Here is a 14,600-nt window from a genome sequence, read left to right as displayed (position 1 = left end):
TTCCGCCTGCCCGTTGCGTCCAGGTGGCGGGCTCGCTCAGGGACAGGTCGCGTCTCGCAATGAGGCGCGACATCGAGCGATTCGATTCACGCTTTCCCTCCTCTGCATCCTTTCGGTCGCCTGTCTTTCCGTCGGCCGGCAGGCGCCTTTCCGGCCGTTTTAGCGCAACAGGATGCGCCCACGAATCAGGCGGCTTGATCAATCGCCAACACCGATGCCAATAAACAGTTGCCAGGCTTGGTGGCCTGAGCTTCGCGCATTAGATTACTGAATCATCCAGCGCACCGATCATAAGCAGAAGGGATAAGCATGGCGCTTGCAGACCAGACCACGGCCATTCGGGAAGGTGAAGAACTCCCAGCCGACGTCATCGACCGCTACCTCAAGGCCCATATGGAGGGCCTGGAAGGTACCCCGCGCATCAGTCAGTTCCCCGGCGGGGCGTCGAACCTCACCTACCTGCTGCAGTACGACAATCGCGAGCTGGTGCTGCGCCGCCCGCCGTTCGGCCAGAAAGCCAAATCCGCTCACGACATGGGCCGCGAGTATCGCATCCTCAACCAGCTCAACCAGGGCTTTCCGTATTGCCCGAAAGCCTACGTGCACTGCACTGACGAATCGGTCATCGGCGCAGAGTTCTATGTGATGGAGCGCGTCAAGGGCATCATCCTGCGCTCGGATTTTCCGCCAGAACTCGATCTCGACGAGCGCCAGACGCGCGCACTCTGCGAGAGCTTTATCGACAAGTTCGTCGAGCTGCATAACGTCGACTACCAGGCCTGTGGTCTGGCGGACCTGGGCAAGCCCGAAGGCTATGTCCAGCGCCAGATCAGCGGCTGGACCGATCGCTATGAGCGCGCCCTCACGCCGGACGCGCCTGCCTGGACGGCGGTAAAGGAATGGCTGGCAGACAAGATGCCCGCCGACCATCCAAAGCCGGGCATCGTGCACAACGACTACCGCTTCGATAACGTCATCCTCGACCCCGCGGACCCGATGCAGATCATCGGCGTGCTCGATTGGGAAATGACGACCATCGGCGACCCGCTGATGGATCTCGGAAACACTCTGGCCTACTGGATCCAGGCCGATGACCCGCAACCGATGCAGCTGATGCGTCGCCAGCCGAGTCACCGGCCCGGCATGCACAGCCGTCAGGGCTTCGTCGATTACTACGCCGCACGGGCGGGCATCGAAATTCCCTGCATCGACTTCTATTACACCTACGGTCTGTTCCGCCTCGCCGGCATCGTCCAGCAGATCTATTACCGCTACTACCACGGCCAGACAAAAGACAAGCGCTTCGGGCAGTTCATCCATATGAACCAGCTGCTCGAACTGAAGGCGCAGGAAGTCATCTCTCAATCCAGGCTCTAAACGACACGCAGCGTTCGGCCAGGCCCGCTGCTGCGGCATAACAAGAGGAATCACCCATGTCCAAGACCACCCTGTTCGATCTCGACGGCAAGATCGCCTTCGTTTCCGGCGCGAGCCGCGGTATCGGCGAAGCCATCGCCAAGCTGCTCGCCCAGCAAGGCGCACACGTCATCGTTTCCAGCCGCAAGATCGATGGCTGCCAGGCCGTTGCCGATGCCATCGTCGAGGCCGGCGGCAAGGCCAGTGCGATCGCCTGCCATATCGGCGAGATGGAGCAGATCAGTGCCGTCTTCGCGCAGATTCGCGAGCGCTTCGGCCGCCTGGACATCCTGGTGAACAACGCCGCGACCAACCCGCAGTTCTGCCACATTCTCGACACCGACCTTTCTGCGTTCCAGAAGACCGTTGACGTGAACATTCGCGGTTATTTCTACATGTCGATCGAGGCCGGCAAGCTGATGCGCGAGCACGGCGGTGGCAGCATCATCAATGTCGCGTCGATCAATGGCGTGTCACCTGGTGACTTCCAGGGCATCTACTCGATCACCAAGGGCGCGGTCATCAACATGACCAAGGCATTCGCCAAGGAGTGCGCGCAGTTCGGTATCCGCTGCAACGCACTGCTGCCTGGCCTGACCGACACCAAGTTCGCCTCGGCGTTGGTGAAGAACGACGCGATCCGGGAGATGGCACTCAAACAGATCCCTCTGCGCCGTGTTGCGGAGCCGTCGGAAATGGCCGGCGCGGTGCTCTATCTGGCAAGCGACGCCTCCAGCTACACCACCGGCGTATCGTTAAACGTCGACGGCGGTTATCTGGCCTAAGCGGTAATTGGCTGGCGCTCCGCCTGACGCCAGCCTCCAGCGGGCGGTGCCTGCCCGGCCCCGTCCGCTCCCTCCTCGCACGTCCGATACGTTCTTCACTCCACCCGCCAATCGCTCACGGCCTTGCTTGCAGCCTCGTTCAGAGGCCTCACCAACAGCCCGGTGGGCGCCAGTTCCACGGCAAAGCCAGCGCCATCGGCGATCGGCATGAGGCTGGTCTTCGCGTGTTGCAGCGCCACGAACGGCAGATCGATCTGAACGCGGTCCAGCCACTGTGTCAGCGGTAGATCCAGCGGCTGCGCGACCAGCAACGCTTCGGCAAAGCGCGAGCCAGCCTGCTGTTCGACGGCCAGATAGCGACCCGAAAGGCTCTCCAACCGATAGCCAGGCTCGAGCCCTATGAAATCACCAAGCCCTTCCCAGCGCAGCTGCCGAAGCTCGAGCTGCCAGAGATCGCCCTCGAGCAGAACACTGTATTGCCGGCCAGCGTGGCTGATCCTGGCTTCGTAGCGGCGCCCCTTCTGCTGCGCGAACGAAACCTCGGCCAGCGTTCGGTCAGCCGGTATCGCGTGATACTGGCTCACTTCATAGGCGAGCAGCCCGACAAGCCCGGCAGCAGCGAGAAACAGCAAGCCCAGATTGCCGCGCAGCCAGCCCAACAACCAGTGACCGGCGAACAATAGCCGCAACGCGACGAGAACGATGAGCAGCGCGAGAAAACCGACGACGACAGCCAGCCCGAGATATTGCATGACACTCTCCTTTGCAGCGCGCGATTATCCGCAGCGCGCCAGCTCACGGCCATAGCCGGCCTGGGAAGCTGTTCACGCCTGTGGCAACTGCCTGTTCCGTAATGCCACGCGGCTGCCATGCGCCGGACCTGCGCAATCGTGCGACCGAAGACACTTGCCTCTTACCCCGCCGACCAGAGCTGATTATGCTCGTCCACCTGACTGCCAGCTGCGTGCCCTGATGCTCACTTTTCTCGAACTGCCGCTTGATCCCCTCGCCCTGTCGTTGCTTTGTCTGGTTGCCTTTGCCGCAGGCTTCATCGATGCCATCGCCGGCGGCGGCGGGCTGTTGACCCTGCCAGCGTTGCTGACGGCAGGCCTGCCGCCTCACCTCGTACTGGGTACCAACAAGCTCTGCGCCACTTTTGGCTCAGCGACGGCAAGCTACACCTTCTTTCGCCGCAAGCTGTTCGACCCGTTTGTCTGGCGCCGGGCATTGCTTGGTACCGCTATCGGCGCAGCGTCAGGAGCGATCACCGCCCACCTCATGCCCGCCGACTGGCTCAACCAGATGCTGCCGTTGGTGGTTTTCGCCTGTGCGCTCTACCTGCTGTTCGGCAAACTGCCAGACGCTACACCCGAACAGGCCGCCCGGATTGGCAAGCGCCGGCAGTGGCCACAAGGGCTCGGGCTTGGCTTCTATGACGGCGTGGCGGGGCCTGGAACCGGGGCCTTCTGGACGATCAGCAGCCTGCTGATGTATCCGCTGGATCTGCTGCGGGCGAGTGGCGTGGCGCGCAGCATGAACTTCGTCAGTAACGGCATGGCCCTGGCGGTGTTCATCGTGACCGGGCAAGTCGCGTGGGTGCTGGGCATGGGTATGGGGCTGGCGCTGATGGCCGGAGCCTATCTCGGCGCGCGCACGGCGATCGGGGGCGGCGCCAGGTTCATCCGCCCCGTCTTCATCGTCGTAGTACTGGCGCTGAGCCTGCGCCTAGCCTGGCAGCACTGGCTCGGGGCGGCCTAAGCGGCGCGAGAGGTAGAGCTCGATCAGATAGCGTGCGATCGATTGCGTGGCTGGTAACGGCGGAAGATCGTGAATGGAAAACCAACGCGCATCTTCGATCTCATCGGGCTGAGGAACGATCACGCCGCCCGCGTACTCGGCATGGAAACCCAGCATCAGTGAATGAGGAAAGGGCCAACCCTGGCTGGCCATGTAGCGAGGCGTATGGATCTCGACGCCGACCTCCTCGCGCACCTCGCGGACCACGCATTCCTCGACCGACTCGCCCGGTTCGACATAACCGGCAAGTGTACTGTACACACCCGGTGCAAACCGCGGTGAGCGGGCCAGCAGCACCTCGTCCTCGCGGGTGACCAACACGATCATGCTCGGGGACAGGCGCGGATAATGCTGCACCTCGCACGCCGGGCAATGCATCGCTCGCTCGCCAGGGCGCTGCTCCATGCGCGATCCACAACTGCCGCAGAATCGATGCTGGCTGGCCCACGTGCCGATCTGCGCGGCGAACCCCAGCATGCGAAACAGATCCCGATCCTCGCCATGGAGCATCATCAGTTGCCGCAGCGACTGCCACTGTGCCCCGGGTACCTCGGCCGGAAAATCCAGTTCGAACAGGTAGACCGGCTCGCCTTCGAAATAACCGATTCCCTGCTCGCTCAGCAGCGGCAAGTCGAGTCGACGCAGCCAGTCACGAGGAAACAGCAGGCCATTGTCATCCAGCAGAAACTGCTGCCGGCAGTGCACAAGTGCCGAGCCGGCGGGCGCCAGCGGATCCAGCAAGGCGGCCTGCCAGCGCAGGCTCATCAGGCCGCCACCGGCATGCCGAGCGCGCGAACGCTTTCGCTGGCCAGATCGAGCACATGCGCGCGCGAAGCGTCGCGGCGCAGCACTGCGCCGCCCTCCAGGTAATATTCCAGGCTGGTCAGCGCATCGGCGAGGGTTTCGAGCATCTGCTCCGGCGGCATCTGGGTGGACTCGAGCATCTGTTTCTGAATGAAGTCGGCGCAGGCACCGATCAGGTCGGCGGCACGCTCCTGTTCAAGAAAGCGCAACCCACCACGAACCGCTTGAAGACTGAAGGGAACATTGGCCAGATGCAACTTGTCGCCGTTGGATTCCAGATAAGCGGTGATGGCTCGCTTGGCCAGTGCCAGCCCGGCGCTCGCTTCGTCGATCACCACGATGCAGGCCTCGGTCAACTGATGGCTGGCAAAAGCGTCCGCTTCGGCGCCTGGCGCCACGGCCTGAGGGCGCTCGCGACGCTCGCCCCGTTCGAGGCTGGCCACCATGCTTTCCACGTAGAGCACCGCATCGGCCAGGCGCAGCAGGGCAGCCGCATCCGGGCTCTGCTCGGCGCTCCAGCCAGAGACGATCGAGACCTGTGCGTGCAGGGTGTTCGCCGCCGAGGACAGGCCGACCATACCAAGCGTCTTGGCGAGCTTGCCCAGCAGGTTGTGCAGGTTCCCGTAGGCATCCGCCGGCGCAGTGCCTCGTTCGATGAGGTCGAGCAGGTCCTTCAGGCTGGCCAGCTCCTCGCGAATCGCGGTGGACAACGAGCGCATGACCGCTTGGCCCGGGCCAGCCAGCCGCTGCGACTCGTCTTCCAGCAGATGATCGGTGAACGGCAATGGCGAGAGTGAGAAGACCTCGCGGACCTGCATGGCCAAGGGGCCACTGCTGTCGGCCAGCGCGACGAGGTAGAGCAACTCTTTCAACAGGCTGCGCGGAGCCTCGTAGCCGGGGCTGACGATCGACTGTTTGATCTCCCGATCGAGACGTGCGAAGAGCTGCTTGCGCGAGCGCCTGGGTAGCAGCTGTCCGTCGAGCTGCGATTCGATGGCAGCACCGGCGATCCAGCACAGGCGGCCGCCCAATGCCTGGTCGAGCCGTGCCAGCGCCCGTCCCATCAACTTCAGGCTGGCCGCGCTGTTGTCCTCGCGGAGAAAGCCGAGCAAGCCCACCTGGTACATCTGGCGCAGGCGGCGCAGCTCGGCCGCACCGAGCTGCCTGGCCCCGGGCTGCCAGCTGTCGGGACGAGCATGATCGAGGCGAACGCTGAAGAAGAAGCTCTCCGGCAATAGCGACTGCGTGCCGGCCTGACGTAGCGCATTGATCGCCGGCAGCAACAGCTCAGGAATCTCCTGGCGGCTGGCATCGACGCTTTCGAGGTAGCGTCGCAGCACGTACAGGCCGTTGCTCAGCGCAGCGAGCTGCGCGTCGCGCTCTTCGCCGGCGCCGACAGGAATGTCGGTCGCCAGCTGCAGCACTTCCTGGGCGAGCAGTTCTGCACCTGTCAGCTCGATGAGGTTGAGCGTGCCGCGGACCTGCTTGAGGTTCTCGACCGCCTGCTGCAGCAATCCGCCGTTGTTGCGGTCGATGATGAAGTGCTCGAGGCTCTGCTCGGCCTCCTCCATGGTGGCGAACAGCTCGTCGCGAACCAGGCCCAGGGAAGTGGCTCCAGTAACCATGCCTAGTGCGCCTCCCGCGCAACGTTGTAAAGGCGCATCAATCGGCAAAATCCGGTTTCTGTCGCGCCATGTGTGCCGCCACCGCGACACGCAGATCGGCGGCCTGCAGCATGGCGGCATTCCAGGTGGCGATGTATTCGAGGCCGTCGTCGACGCGATGGTCCCGCATGTAGCGAATCATTTCCTTGGTGCCGCGGATGGCCAGGGGCGACTTCTCGGCAATCTGCCGGGCCAGTTCGTTCACACCTTCCATCAGCGCTTTCGGGTTTTCATAGACCCGGTTGACCAGGCCGATCGCCTGGGCCTCGGCACCATCGAGCGTGCGACCGGTGTAGGCCAGCTCACGCATCATGCCGTCGCCGATGATGCGTGGCAGACGCTGCAGGGTGCCGACGTCGGCAGCCATGCCCATGTCGATCTCCTTGATCGAGAAGCGGGCGTCGGCGCTGCAGTAGCGCATGTCACAAGCAGAAATCAGGTCGATGGCGCCGCCCAGGCAATAGCCCTGGATAGCGGCGATGACCGGCTTGCGGCAGTGGTCCACGGCATTGAAAGAAGCTTGTAGCGACAGGATCTTGCGCCGCAGCTGCTCGGCATTGCGGCCGACGTCCTTGCCGAGCTGGGCGCCGACCTGGGCGAGCAGCTGCAGATCGATGCCGGACGAGAAATGCGGCCCGGCCCCGCTGAGGACGACCACCCGCACCTCGTCGGTGTCATCGACCCAGCGAAATACATCGATGATTTCGGCCCAGAAGTCAGCGTTCATCGCGTTGATCTTCTCGGGGCGGTCGATCACGACCTGAGCGACTTTGTCGGCCAACTCGACACGAAAGGCTTTGTATTCGTTCACGCTATCATCCTCGACAGCCGGCGCAGGAAGCGTCGGCACAATGCCCGCCGACGGCTCGTTAAAGCCGCGCAACTATAACAAGCACCGCCTGCGGGGGTGAATGTGGATGCGGACGTTGTGAAACACGGCACGCAACACCGGCGCTGCGCGCCAAACCGCTCGTAAACCGCTGAGCTCGAAGAGAAAAGCGCCGTCACTGACAGATGCAATCTACCGTGTAGCCGAGCCCATCGGCGGCGCCGTCGTGTTGCAGGCCGTGCACGTCCGCGTCGAAGCCCGGAAAGCGCCTGGCGAATTCGCGGGCGAAGCGAAGGTAGTCCATGATCGAACGCGTCTGCGCACTGAAACGCTCGCCCGGCATGATCAGCGGAATTCCCGGCGGATACGGCACCAGCATGACGGCAGCGATGCGGCCCTCCAGTGCCTCGATTGGGACCGCCTCCACCTCCCCGCGCACCAGCTTCTCGTAGGCCTCCGACGGCGTCATGGCGATCTCCGGCAGGGTCGTGTACATGCGCCGCATGGCCCGCGCCGTAGCGTTGTCCCGATAGCAGGCGTGCAAGGCATCGCACAGGTCGCGCAACCCCATCCCGGCGTAAGCCTCTCGCCCCTGGCTGGCAATCGACGGCAGTGCTTCGCACAGCGGCAGGTTGGCGTCGTAATGACGCTTGAACTCGAGCAGCTCGGTCAGCAGCGTGCTCCATTTACCCTTGGTGATGCCCATCGAAAACAGCACCAGGATCGAATAGAGCCCGGTCTTTTCTACGACCAGCCCCCGTTCCCAGAGGAAGCGGCTGACGACTGCTGCGGGAATGCCGCGCTCGCTCAACGCCCCGGCGGCGGTCAACCCGGGCGTGACCAGCGTGACCTTGATGGGATCGAGCAGGACATAGTCCTCGGCGACATCGCCGAAGCCGTGCCAGTCGGCTTCAGGCTCCAGCAGCCAGTCCCGGCTGTGCAGCTGCTCGGCACCATCGGCGCGCGGCGATTGCCAGATCGTGAACCACCAGTCGCCCGGTGCGATGTGCTGACCGAGGTTCGCCAGCGCGCGGCGAAAGCTCAGTGCCTCATCGAAGGTCTCCTGGATCAGCGAGCGCCCGGCGGGCCCCTCCATCATCGCCGAGGCGACGTCCAGCGACGCCAGAATGCCGTACTGCGGCGAGGTCGAGATATGCATCATGAACGCTTCGTTGAAACGATCCCGGTCGAGCTGGCGGGTGGTGCTATCGAGCACATGGATCATCGACGCCTGGCTGAAGGCGGCGAGCAGCTTGTGCGTGGAATGGGTGGTGAAGATCAGCGGGCCCTGCTCGCGGGTATCCATGCCGTAGCGACCGTCATAGAACTCGTGGAAGGCCGCATAGGCGAACCAGGCTTCGTCGAAATGTAGGCCTTCGACGCTGTCACCCAGCGCTTTCTTGATCAGGTTGGCGTTGTAGCAGAGCCCGTCGTAGGTGGAGTTGGTCACGACAGCCAGCCGAACCTTGGGCTCACGCCCGCGCGTCAGCGGGTTGGCCTCGATCTTGGCGCGAATCGAAGCCTGGCTGAACTCCTCCAGCGGAATCGGCCCGATGATGCCGAGCTCATTGCGTGCCGGCGTCAGATAGAGCGGGATGGCTCCGGTCATGATGATCGAGTGCAGGATCGACTTGTGACAGTTGCGATCGACCAGCACCAGGTCGCCGCGGGTCACCATCGAATGCCAGACAATCTTGTTCGCCGTTGAGGTGCCATTGATCACGAAGAAGGTGTGGTCGGCGCCGAAGTTGCGCGCCGCCCTCGCCTCTGCCGCGGCCAGCGGGCCGGTGTGATCGAGCAGCGAACCGAGTTCCGGCGCCGAGACCGAAAGGTCCGAGCGCAAGGTGTTCTCGCCGAAGAACTGGTGGAAGGCCTGCCCCACCGGGCTCTTGCGGAAAGCCACGCCCCCCCCGTGACCGGGCGTGTGCCAGGAGTAGTTCGATTCGCTGGTGTGCTGGACCAGCGCGCGGAAGAACGGCGGCAGCAGGTCGTTCAGGTAGTTGCGTGCCGCGCGCGCCACCTGGCGTGCCAGAAACGGCACGGTGTCCTCGTACAGATAGAGCAGTCCGCGCAGCTCGTTGAGGTCGGCCATGGCTTCGGCCGGTGCGTTCTCGATGGTCACCTGCTCGCCCAGGGCGAAGATCGGCAGTTGCGGTGCCCGGCGCCTGGCCACACGAATGAGTTCGACCACGTCTTGCAACAACCGCTGATTTTCTCCGGCGCCCTCCGCGGCGACGAGGATGCACGCCAGGCCATGATGTGTAGAGGCGACGATGCGCCCTTCCGCCGAGCTCGCCGTGGGCAGGATGTTGAAGCCATCCTGCTCGAGCTCTGCGGCGATGCCACGGATGCGCTCGCCGGCGACCGTATCGGCCTTGACGTCCCGATGGACGATCAGCACGGGGAAATTCAGTTCTTTGTACATGGGGACTCCAGCTGAACGGTTAGGCTCAGGGTAGAAGCGCCCACGCCAAAACGGTAGGGGCAGACGACCGCCAGCCCGAAGCCTGGCGGGTCAGCCGCCTGCCTTACCCTCACCCAGCAGGTGCGACAACACCGAGCGCATCTTGCCGGCCTTGACCGGCTTGTTCAGCACCGGAACGCCGAAGCCCTGCAAGGCCTGGCGGCACTCGTCGCTGCGGTCGGCGGTGATCATCACGACGGGGATATCGCGGGCGAAACGCTCGCGCAGCGCCTGCGCGACTTCCCAGCCGGTGACCTCGTGATCGAGGTGATAGTCGGCGAGGATGACGGCAGGCGGCTCATCGCCAAGCGCCTCGACCGCCTCCTCCAGGTTGGCCGCGGTGAGCACGCAGCAGCCCCACTGCCCGAGCAGCGCGGCCATGCTCAGCAGAATGCTGGACTCGTTGTCCAGCACGAGCAACCGGCAACCCGGCAGCGGATCGCCAAACGTCGTCGCAGCCGCCGAGGTGCGCTGCTCTCGGACCGGCAGCGGCGCGAGCGGCACGTCGATGCTGAATACCGATCCGCGCCCGGGTTGCGAACGCACCTGCAGCGAATAGTCGAGCATGTTGGCGATCCGATCGACGATCGCCAGGCCAAGCCCCACACCTTTGCGTTCAGCGGCCCGCTGCACGCCCAGCTGGTTGAATTCCTGGAAAATGGCGCCGATCTGGTCGGTGGCGATGCCGCGTCCGGTGTCCCAGACCTCGATACGTACACAGTCGCCACGGCGCCGGGCGCCGAGCAGCACCGTCCCCTGATCGGTATAGCGACAGGCGTTGGACAGGAAGTTGCGCAGGATTCGGCTCAGCAGGCGAAAGTCGCTGTAGACCGCATAAGTCGGCACGAAGCAGCGCAGCTGCAGCTGCTCGGCCTCGGCCACGGACTGGAATTCCGAAGCCAGCGGCAGGAGGATTTCGTCCAGCCGGTAGGCGTCGATGTCCGGTTTGATCGCGCACTGGTCCAGCTTGGAAATGTCCAGCAGGTCGGTGAGCAGGTCTTCGGCGCCTTCCAGCGCCTGATGGGCGCGCTCGACCAGCGTCTGCTCCGGCACCGGCAGCGCCCGCTCGCGCAGCGTGGAGATCAGCAGGCGCGCCGCGTTCAGTGGTTGCAACAGGTCGTGGCTCGCCGCGGCGAGGTACTTGTCCTTGCTGCGATTGGCCGCCTCGGCCACATCCCGCGCCTCGCGCAGCTCACAGGTTCGCTCGGCGACACGCTGCTCGAGTTGCTCGTTGAGCTGTATCAGGCGCAACTGCGCCAGCTTGCGTTCGGTGATGTCGGCGACAAATCCCTCTACCAGTCCGTCCTCGTCGGGCTTGACCAGCAGGTTCATGATCACGTCGATCGCACTGCCGTCGCGACGGCGCAGCCGCGTTTCGTACCCCAGCAGGGCCCGCTCGCTGCTCAGGATCTGGCGAATCGTGCGCAGCTCGGCCTCGCCCCCCAGAAACAGGTGATGCGCCAGATCCGTCAGCCCCCAGAGCGCCTGCTCCGGCGTGTCGTAGCCGAGCATTCGTGCCAGCGCCGGGTTCGCCGCACGAATACCCTCCTGCAGGTTGGCCTGGAAGATGCCATGGACCGCATGCTCGAACAGCCACTTGTAGCGATTGCGCTCGGCCTCGAGCTCCTCGAGGCGCGCCAGCAGTTCCGGATAGTGACTCTTGCGTGCCGAATGACTGCCGAACCCCAGCAACTGCGCCAAAGCGTCGTGCTGGCCGTCAGAGGGCTTCGGCATAAACGACCTCGACGTCGCGCTGAGTCGACGAGCGGGGATTGGTGAGGATGCACGGGTCGCGCATCGCGTGTTGCGAAAGGAACGGAATGTCGCTCAGGTTCACGCCATGCAGCGAAAGGCTCTCGGTGAAGCCCACGGCGCGCTTGAAATCGATCAGATGGCTGACCAGCCGCTCGCGAACCTGCCGCTGGGTCAGGCCGCGGGTATCGATGCCCAGCGTTTCGGCGACGATCTTGAAACGCTCCGGCGCGGCATCGTAGTTGAAGGCGACCACATGCTCGACCAGCACCGCATTGCATAGCCCGTGAGGCAGGTCCAGGTAGCCGCCGAGGCTGTGCGACATGGCATGAACGGCACCGAGGATGGCATTGGAGAACGCCAGGCCGGCTTGCATGCTGCCGAGCATGACCTGCTCGCGCAGCTGGATATCGCCAGGGTTGGCAATCATCCGGATCAGGTTGCCGCCGATCAGGCGCATGGCCTCGAGTGCATGCGGGTCTGTCAGCGGGCCATGGCCGGTCGAGACGAACGCCTCGATCGCATGCACGAGTGCATCGATACCGGTACAGGCCGACAGGAAAGGCGACATGCTCAGGGTGGTTTCCGGGTCGATCAGCGACACATCCGGCACCGCGGCCTTGCTGACGATGGAAAACTTCATCTGCTCCTGTTGATTGGAGATGATGACGAATTGCGAAACATCTGCCGAGGTACCGGCCGTCGTGGGGATCAGGATGATCGGCGGGCTCGGCACGCGCAGCATGTCGACGCCCTCGAACTCGCTGATGTGGCGACCATGTGCGGCGACGATGCCGATGCCCTTGGCGCAATCCATCGGGCTGCCGCCGCCGACCGCGACGATCGCATTGCAGCCCTCGCTGCGATAGAGCTCGGCCCCCAGCATCACCTCTTCGCAACGCGGGTTGGGCGACACCTGGGCGAACAGGCAATGCTCGATGCCAGAACGTTCCAGCGCAGCCTGTACATCATCGACCCAGCCCGCGGCCTGAACGCCCGGATCGGTCACCAGCAGTACCTTGCGAGCGCCGAAGTTGGCTGCACAGGTACCGACACTGTGGCGACATCCTGCGCCAAATACGATTTCCGGGGAGACGAACTTGCGCTGCAGGCTGATATTCGGGCTCATCACTACGGCCTTTTTATTTTTTGTAACAACAACGCAAAGCCTACTGCATTGAGGGGTTAATGCAATGCTCCGAACGGCGAGCGGTCAAGCCAGCAGACGAAGGTAGAAGCGCCACTCCCGCTCCAGCGCATCGGCCAGGTTGGCCGCGTCACGGAATCCGTGCCGCTCGCCGGGATAGCGGCGGTACTCGACCTCGACCCCCTGCGCCTGGAGTGCGGCGACCATGCGCTCGGTCTGCTCGGGTAGTACCACCGCGTCCAGCCCACCCTGAAAGAAAATCACCGGACTGCGGATATCTCCGGCCCGATGCAACGGCGAGCGCGCGCGATAGCGCTCGGGCAGCTGTTCAGGATCGCCGATCAGCCAGTCCAGGTAATCGCCCTCGAACTTGTGTGTCACCCGGCGCAGCACCCGCGGGTCGCTCACCCCGTAAAGGCTGGCGCCGCCACGAAACCGGTGCGATGCCGCCAGCGCCGACAGCGCGGTGTAACCGCCGGCGCTGGAACCGCGGATGAACACCCGCTGCGGATCGACCCGCTGCTGAATGCTCAGCGCCTCGACCAGCGCCAGCGCATCTTCGACATCGGTTATTCCCCAAGACAGGTGCAAGCGCTGGCGGTAGGCGCGTCCAAAGCCGGTGCTGCCACGGTAATTCAGGTCGGCGACGGCAAATCCACGTTGGGTCCAGAACTGGATGCGTGGATCGAATACCGGATAACAGGCGGAGGTAGGCCCGCCATGCACAAAGATCACCAGCGGCGGTCGCGTGCCGCTCGGCGCCGCGCAGCGAGGATTGCGGGGCGCGAAGAAAAAGGCGTAGGCCGTCTCGCCGTTGGCTGTGGCGAAAGCCAACGGCTCCGGCCGGGAAACGTCTTCGTCGGCCAGCGGCGACGCGCCGCCGGCCAGGACCCGCACGGTTCCATCGCGTCGTTCGATGGCCAGAACGGCGGGCAGGCGCGTCGGCGAGCCGGCAATGCAGTAGAAGCGTTCGGCGTCGGCAGCCAGCTGTCGACAGCGGCTGAAGCCTTCGGCCAAGCGGCGCTGGGTGCCGGCGCCATCCGCTTCGAGCAACAGGCCGAACCCTTCGACCTGCCGGGTGAGCAGCAGCTTGCCATGGCCCAGCGGCAGGTAGCTGCGGGTCGCCAGTTGCCAGGGCGCTGGCGCGTGGTCATATGGCGCTTCGATCAGCTGGCGGGCCCCGCGCTCCGTTTCGCGCCATGGCTGCCACCAGCCGGAGTGATCGCTCAGCCAATGGAGTACGCCGTCAGCCGAGAAGCGCGGTTGCTGAACCGACTCGACGCGATTCGCGCCAGCCAGGCAGCGCGGAGCGCACCATCGACCGTCGCTGCGTTGCGCAAGCTGCAACCGGCTCCGGCTCCAGGGTTGATGCGGACGATCCCATTCGACCCAAGCCAGGCGCTGGCCATCCGGGCTGAGGGTCGGTGCCGAATAGAAGTCCGTGTCTTCGGCAACCACCTGTCGCGCCCCGCCAGCGACTGCGATGCTGACCAAGCGGTGCCGCACGACGCCAGCTTCGTGGCTCTCCTCTATCGCAAGAACCGCCTCCGCCAGCGGGTCGTACTGCAGATCGCCGTAGCGCCGCTCGGCGGCAGAGGTCAGCGGCCATGGGGGAGCAGCCGCGTCGTCCACCGGCTGTAACCAGATCTGCTGATCGGCCTCGTTGACGAAGGCCAGCTGGTGCGGCAGCAGGCAGAAGGCACCGCCGCCATACTCGTAGACCCGGCTGCGAACGGAGAAACCGCGCGGCGTCACACAGCGCGCTGCTGCATCGCTGCGCCAATGCCAGAGCGTGCAGCGCGAATCGCTCGGGCAGTAGTCGATCCAGTAGAGCCCGCCGTGCCCTGCGCACAGTTCGGCAAAGTCGCGGCTGGCTTCGGCCGCACGTTGCGCCGTCCAGGCGCTTGGCCAGTCACCGTACGGCAACGTCGCAGCCGGCACC

At 64.4% G+C, this 14,600-nt stretch carries 11 protein-coding genes; 3 read left to right on the top strand and 8 right to left on the bottom strand.

All coding sequences use genetic code 11. The annotated features are described in order from the left end of the window. The first annotated feature begins 309 nt into the window (after window positions 1-309). Both AC0KXH_RS08995 and AC0KXH_RS08990 read left to right on the top strand, forming a co-directional pair. On the top strand, window positions 310-1,377 hold the full coding sequence (locus AC0KXH_RS08995) for a phosphotransferase family protein (RefSeq protein ID WP_488224528.1): 1,068 nt from the start codon (window positions 310-312) through the stop codon (window positions 1,375-1,377). A 56-nt stretch (window positions 1,378-1,433) separates the two neighbouring features. Beyond that, window positions 1,434-2,201 carry an SDR family oxidoreductase gene (locus AC0KXH_RS08990; RefSeq protein ID WP_043220004.1) on the top strand — a complete coding sequence of 256 codons (768 nt, stop codon included), beginning with the start codon at window positions 1,434-1,436 and terminating at the stop codon, window positions 2,199-2,201. A 95-nt stretch (window positions 2,202-2,296) separates the two neighbouring features. Here AC0KXH_RS08990 and AC0KXH_RS08985 read toward each other — a convergent pair whose 3' ends face one another. Then, the gene (locus AC0KXH_RS08985; protein WP_488224527.1) at window positions 2,297-2,953 is read right to left on the bottom strand and encodes a hypothetical protein; all 657 of its coding nucleotides are present in this window, start codon (window positions 2,951-2,953) and stop codon (window positions 2,297-2,299) included. 220 nt (window positions 2,954-3,173) lie between these two features. Between AC0KXH_RS08985 and AC0KXH_RS08980 the strand changes: the two genes are divergently transcribed. Continuing rightward, the gene (locus tag AC0KXH_RS08980; RefSeq protein ID WP_488224526.1) at window positions 3,174-3,959 is read left to right on the top strand and encodes a TSUP family transporter; all 786 of its coding nucleotides are present in this window, start codon (window positions 3,174-3,176) and stop codon (window positions 3,957-3,959) included. Here AC0KXH_RS08980 and nudC read toward each other — a convergent pair. The 7 genes from nudC to AC0KXH_RS08945 form a co-directional block, all read right to left on the bottom strand. Further along, a complete protein-coding gene (gene nudC / locus AC0KXH_RS08975) occupies window positions 3,927-4,763 on the bottom strand; it encodes an NAD(+) diphosphatase (protein WP_313327720.1) in 837 nt (278 codons plus the stop codon). The two genes, AC0KXH_RS08980 and nudC, sit on opposite strands and share 33 nt — an antisense overlap. Continuing rightward, a complete protein-coding gene (locus tag AC0KXH_RS08970) occupies window positions 4,763-6,427 on the bottom strand; it encodes a FimL-related protein (protein WP_165563495.1) in 1,665 nt (554 codons plus the stop codon). Before AC0KXH_RS08970 ends, nudC begins: the two co-directional genes overlap by 1 nt. Before the next feature lie 37 nt (window positions 6,428-6,464). After that, window positions 6,465-7,277, bottom strand: coding sequence for a crotonase/enoyl-CoA hydratase family protein (locus tag AC0KXH_RS08965; protein WP_312939181.1), 813 nt, complete (start codon window positions 7,275-7,277; stop codon window positions 6,465-6,467). A 193-nt stretch (window positions 7,278-7,470) separates the two neighbouring features. Then, window positions 7,471-9,720, bottom strand: coding sequence for an Orn/Lys/Arg family decarboxylase (locus AC0KXH_RS08960; RefSeq protein ID WP_043219989.1), 2,250 nt, complete (start codon window positions 9,718-9,720; stop codon window positions 7,471-7,473). A gap of 90 nt (window positions 9,721-9,810) precedes the next feature. Then, the gene (locus tag AC0KXH_RS08955) at window positions 9,811-11,493 is read right to left on the bottom strand and encodes a PAS domain-containing hybrid sensor histidine kinase/response regulator (protein ID WP_488224525.1); all 1,683 of its coding nucleotides are present in this window, start codon (window positions 11,491-11,493) and stop codon (window positions 9,811-9,813) included. Beyond that, entirely contained in the window at window positions 11,477-12,640 is a 1,164-nt protein-coding gene (gene ercA / locus AC0KXH_RS08950; RefSeq protein ID WP_041105658.1) for an alcohol dehydrogenase-like regulatory protein ErcA, read from the bottom strand. Before ercA ends, AC0KXH_RS08955 begins: the two co-directional genes overlap by 17 nt. Before the next feature lie 84 nt (window positions 12,641-12,724). Then, window positions 12,725-14,599: an alpha/beta hydrolase family protein gene (locus AC0KXH_RS08945; protein ID WP_488224524.1), complete on the bottom strand. Its 1,875-nt coding sequence runs from the start codon at window positions 14,597-14,599 to the stop codon at window positions 12,725-12,727. Window position 14,600: the final 1 nt, after the last annotated feature.

This window comes from Stutzerimonas sp. CXK-1 (assembly GCF_057738225.1).
This window is presented reverse-complemented; position numbering and strand designations above follow the sequence as displayed.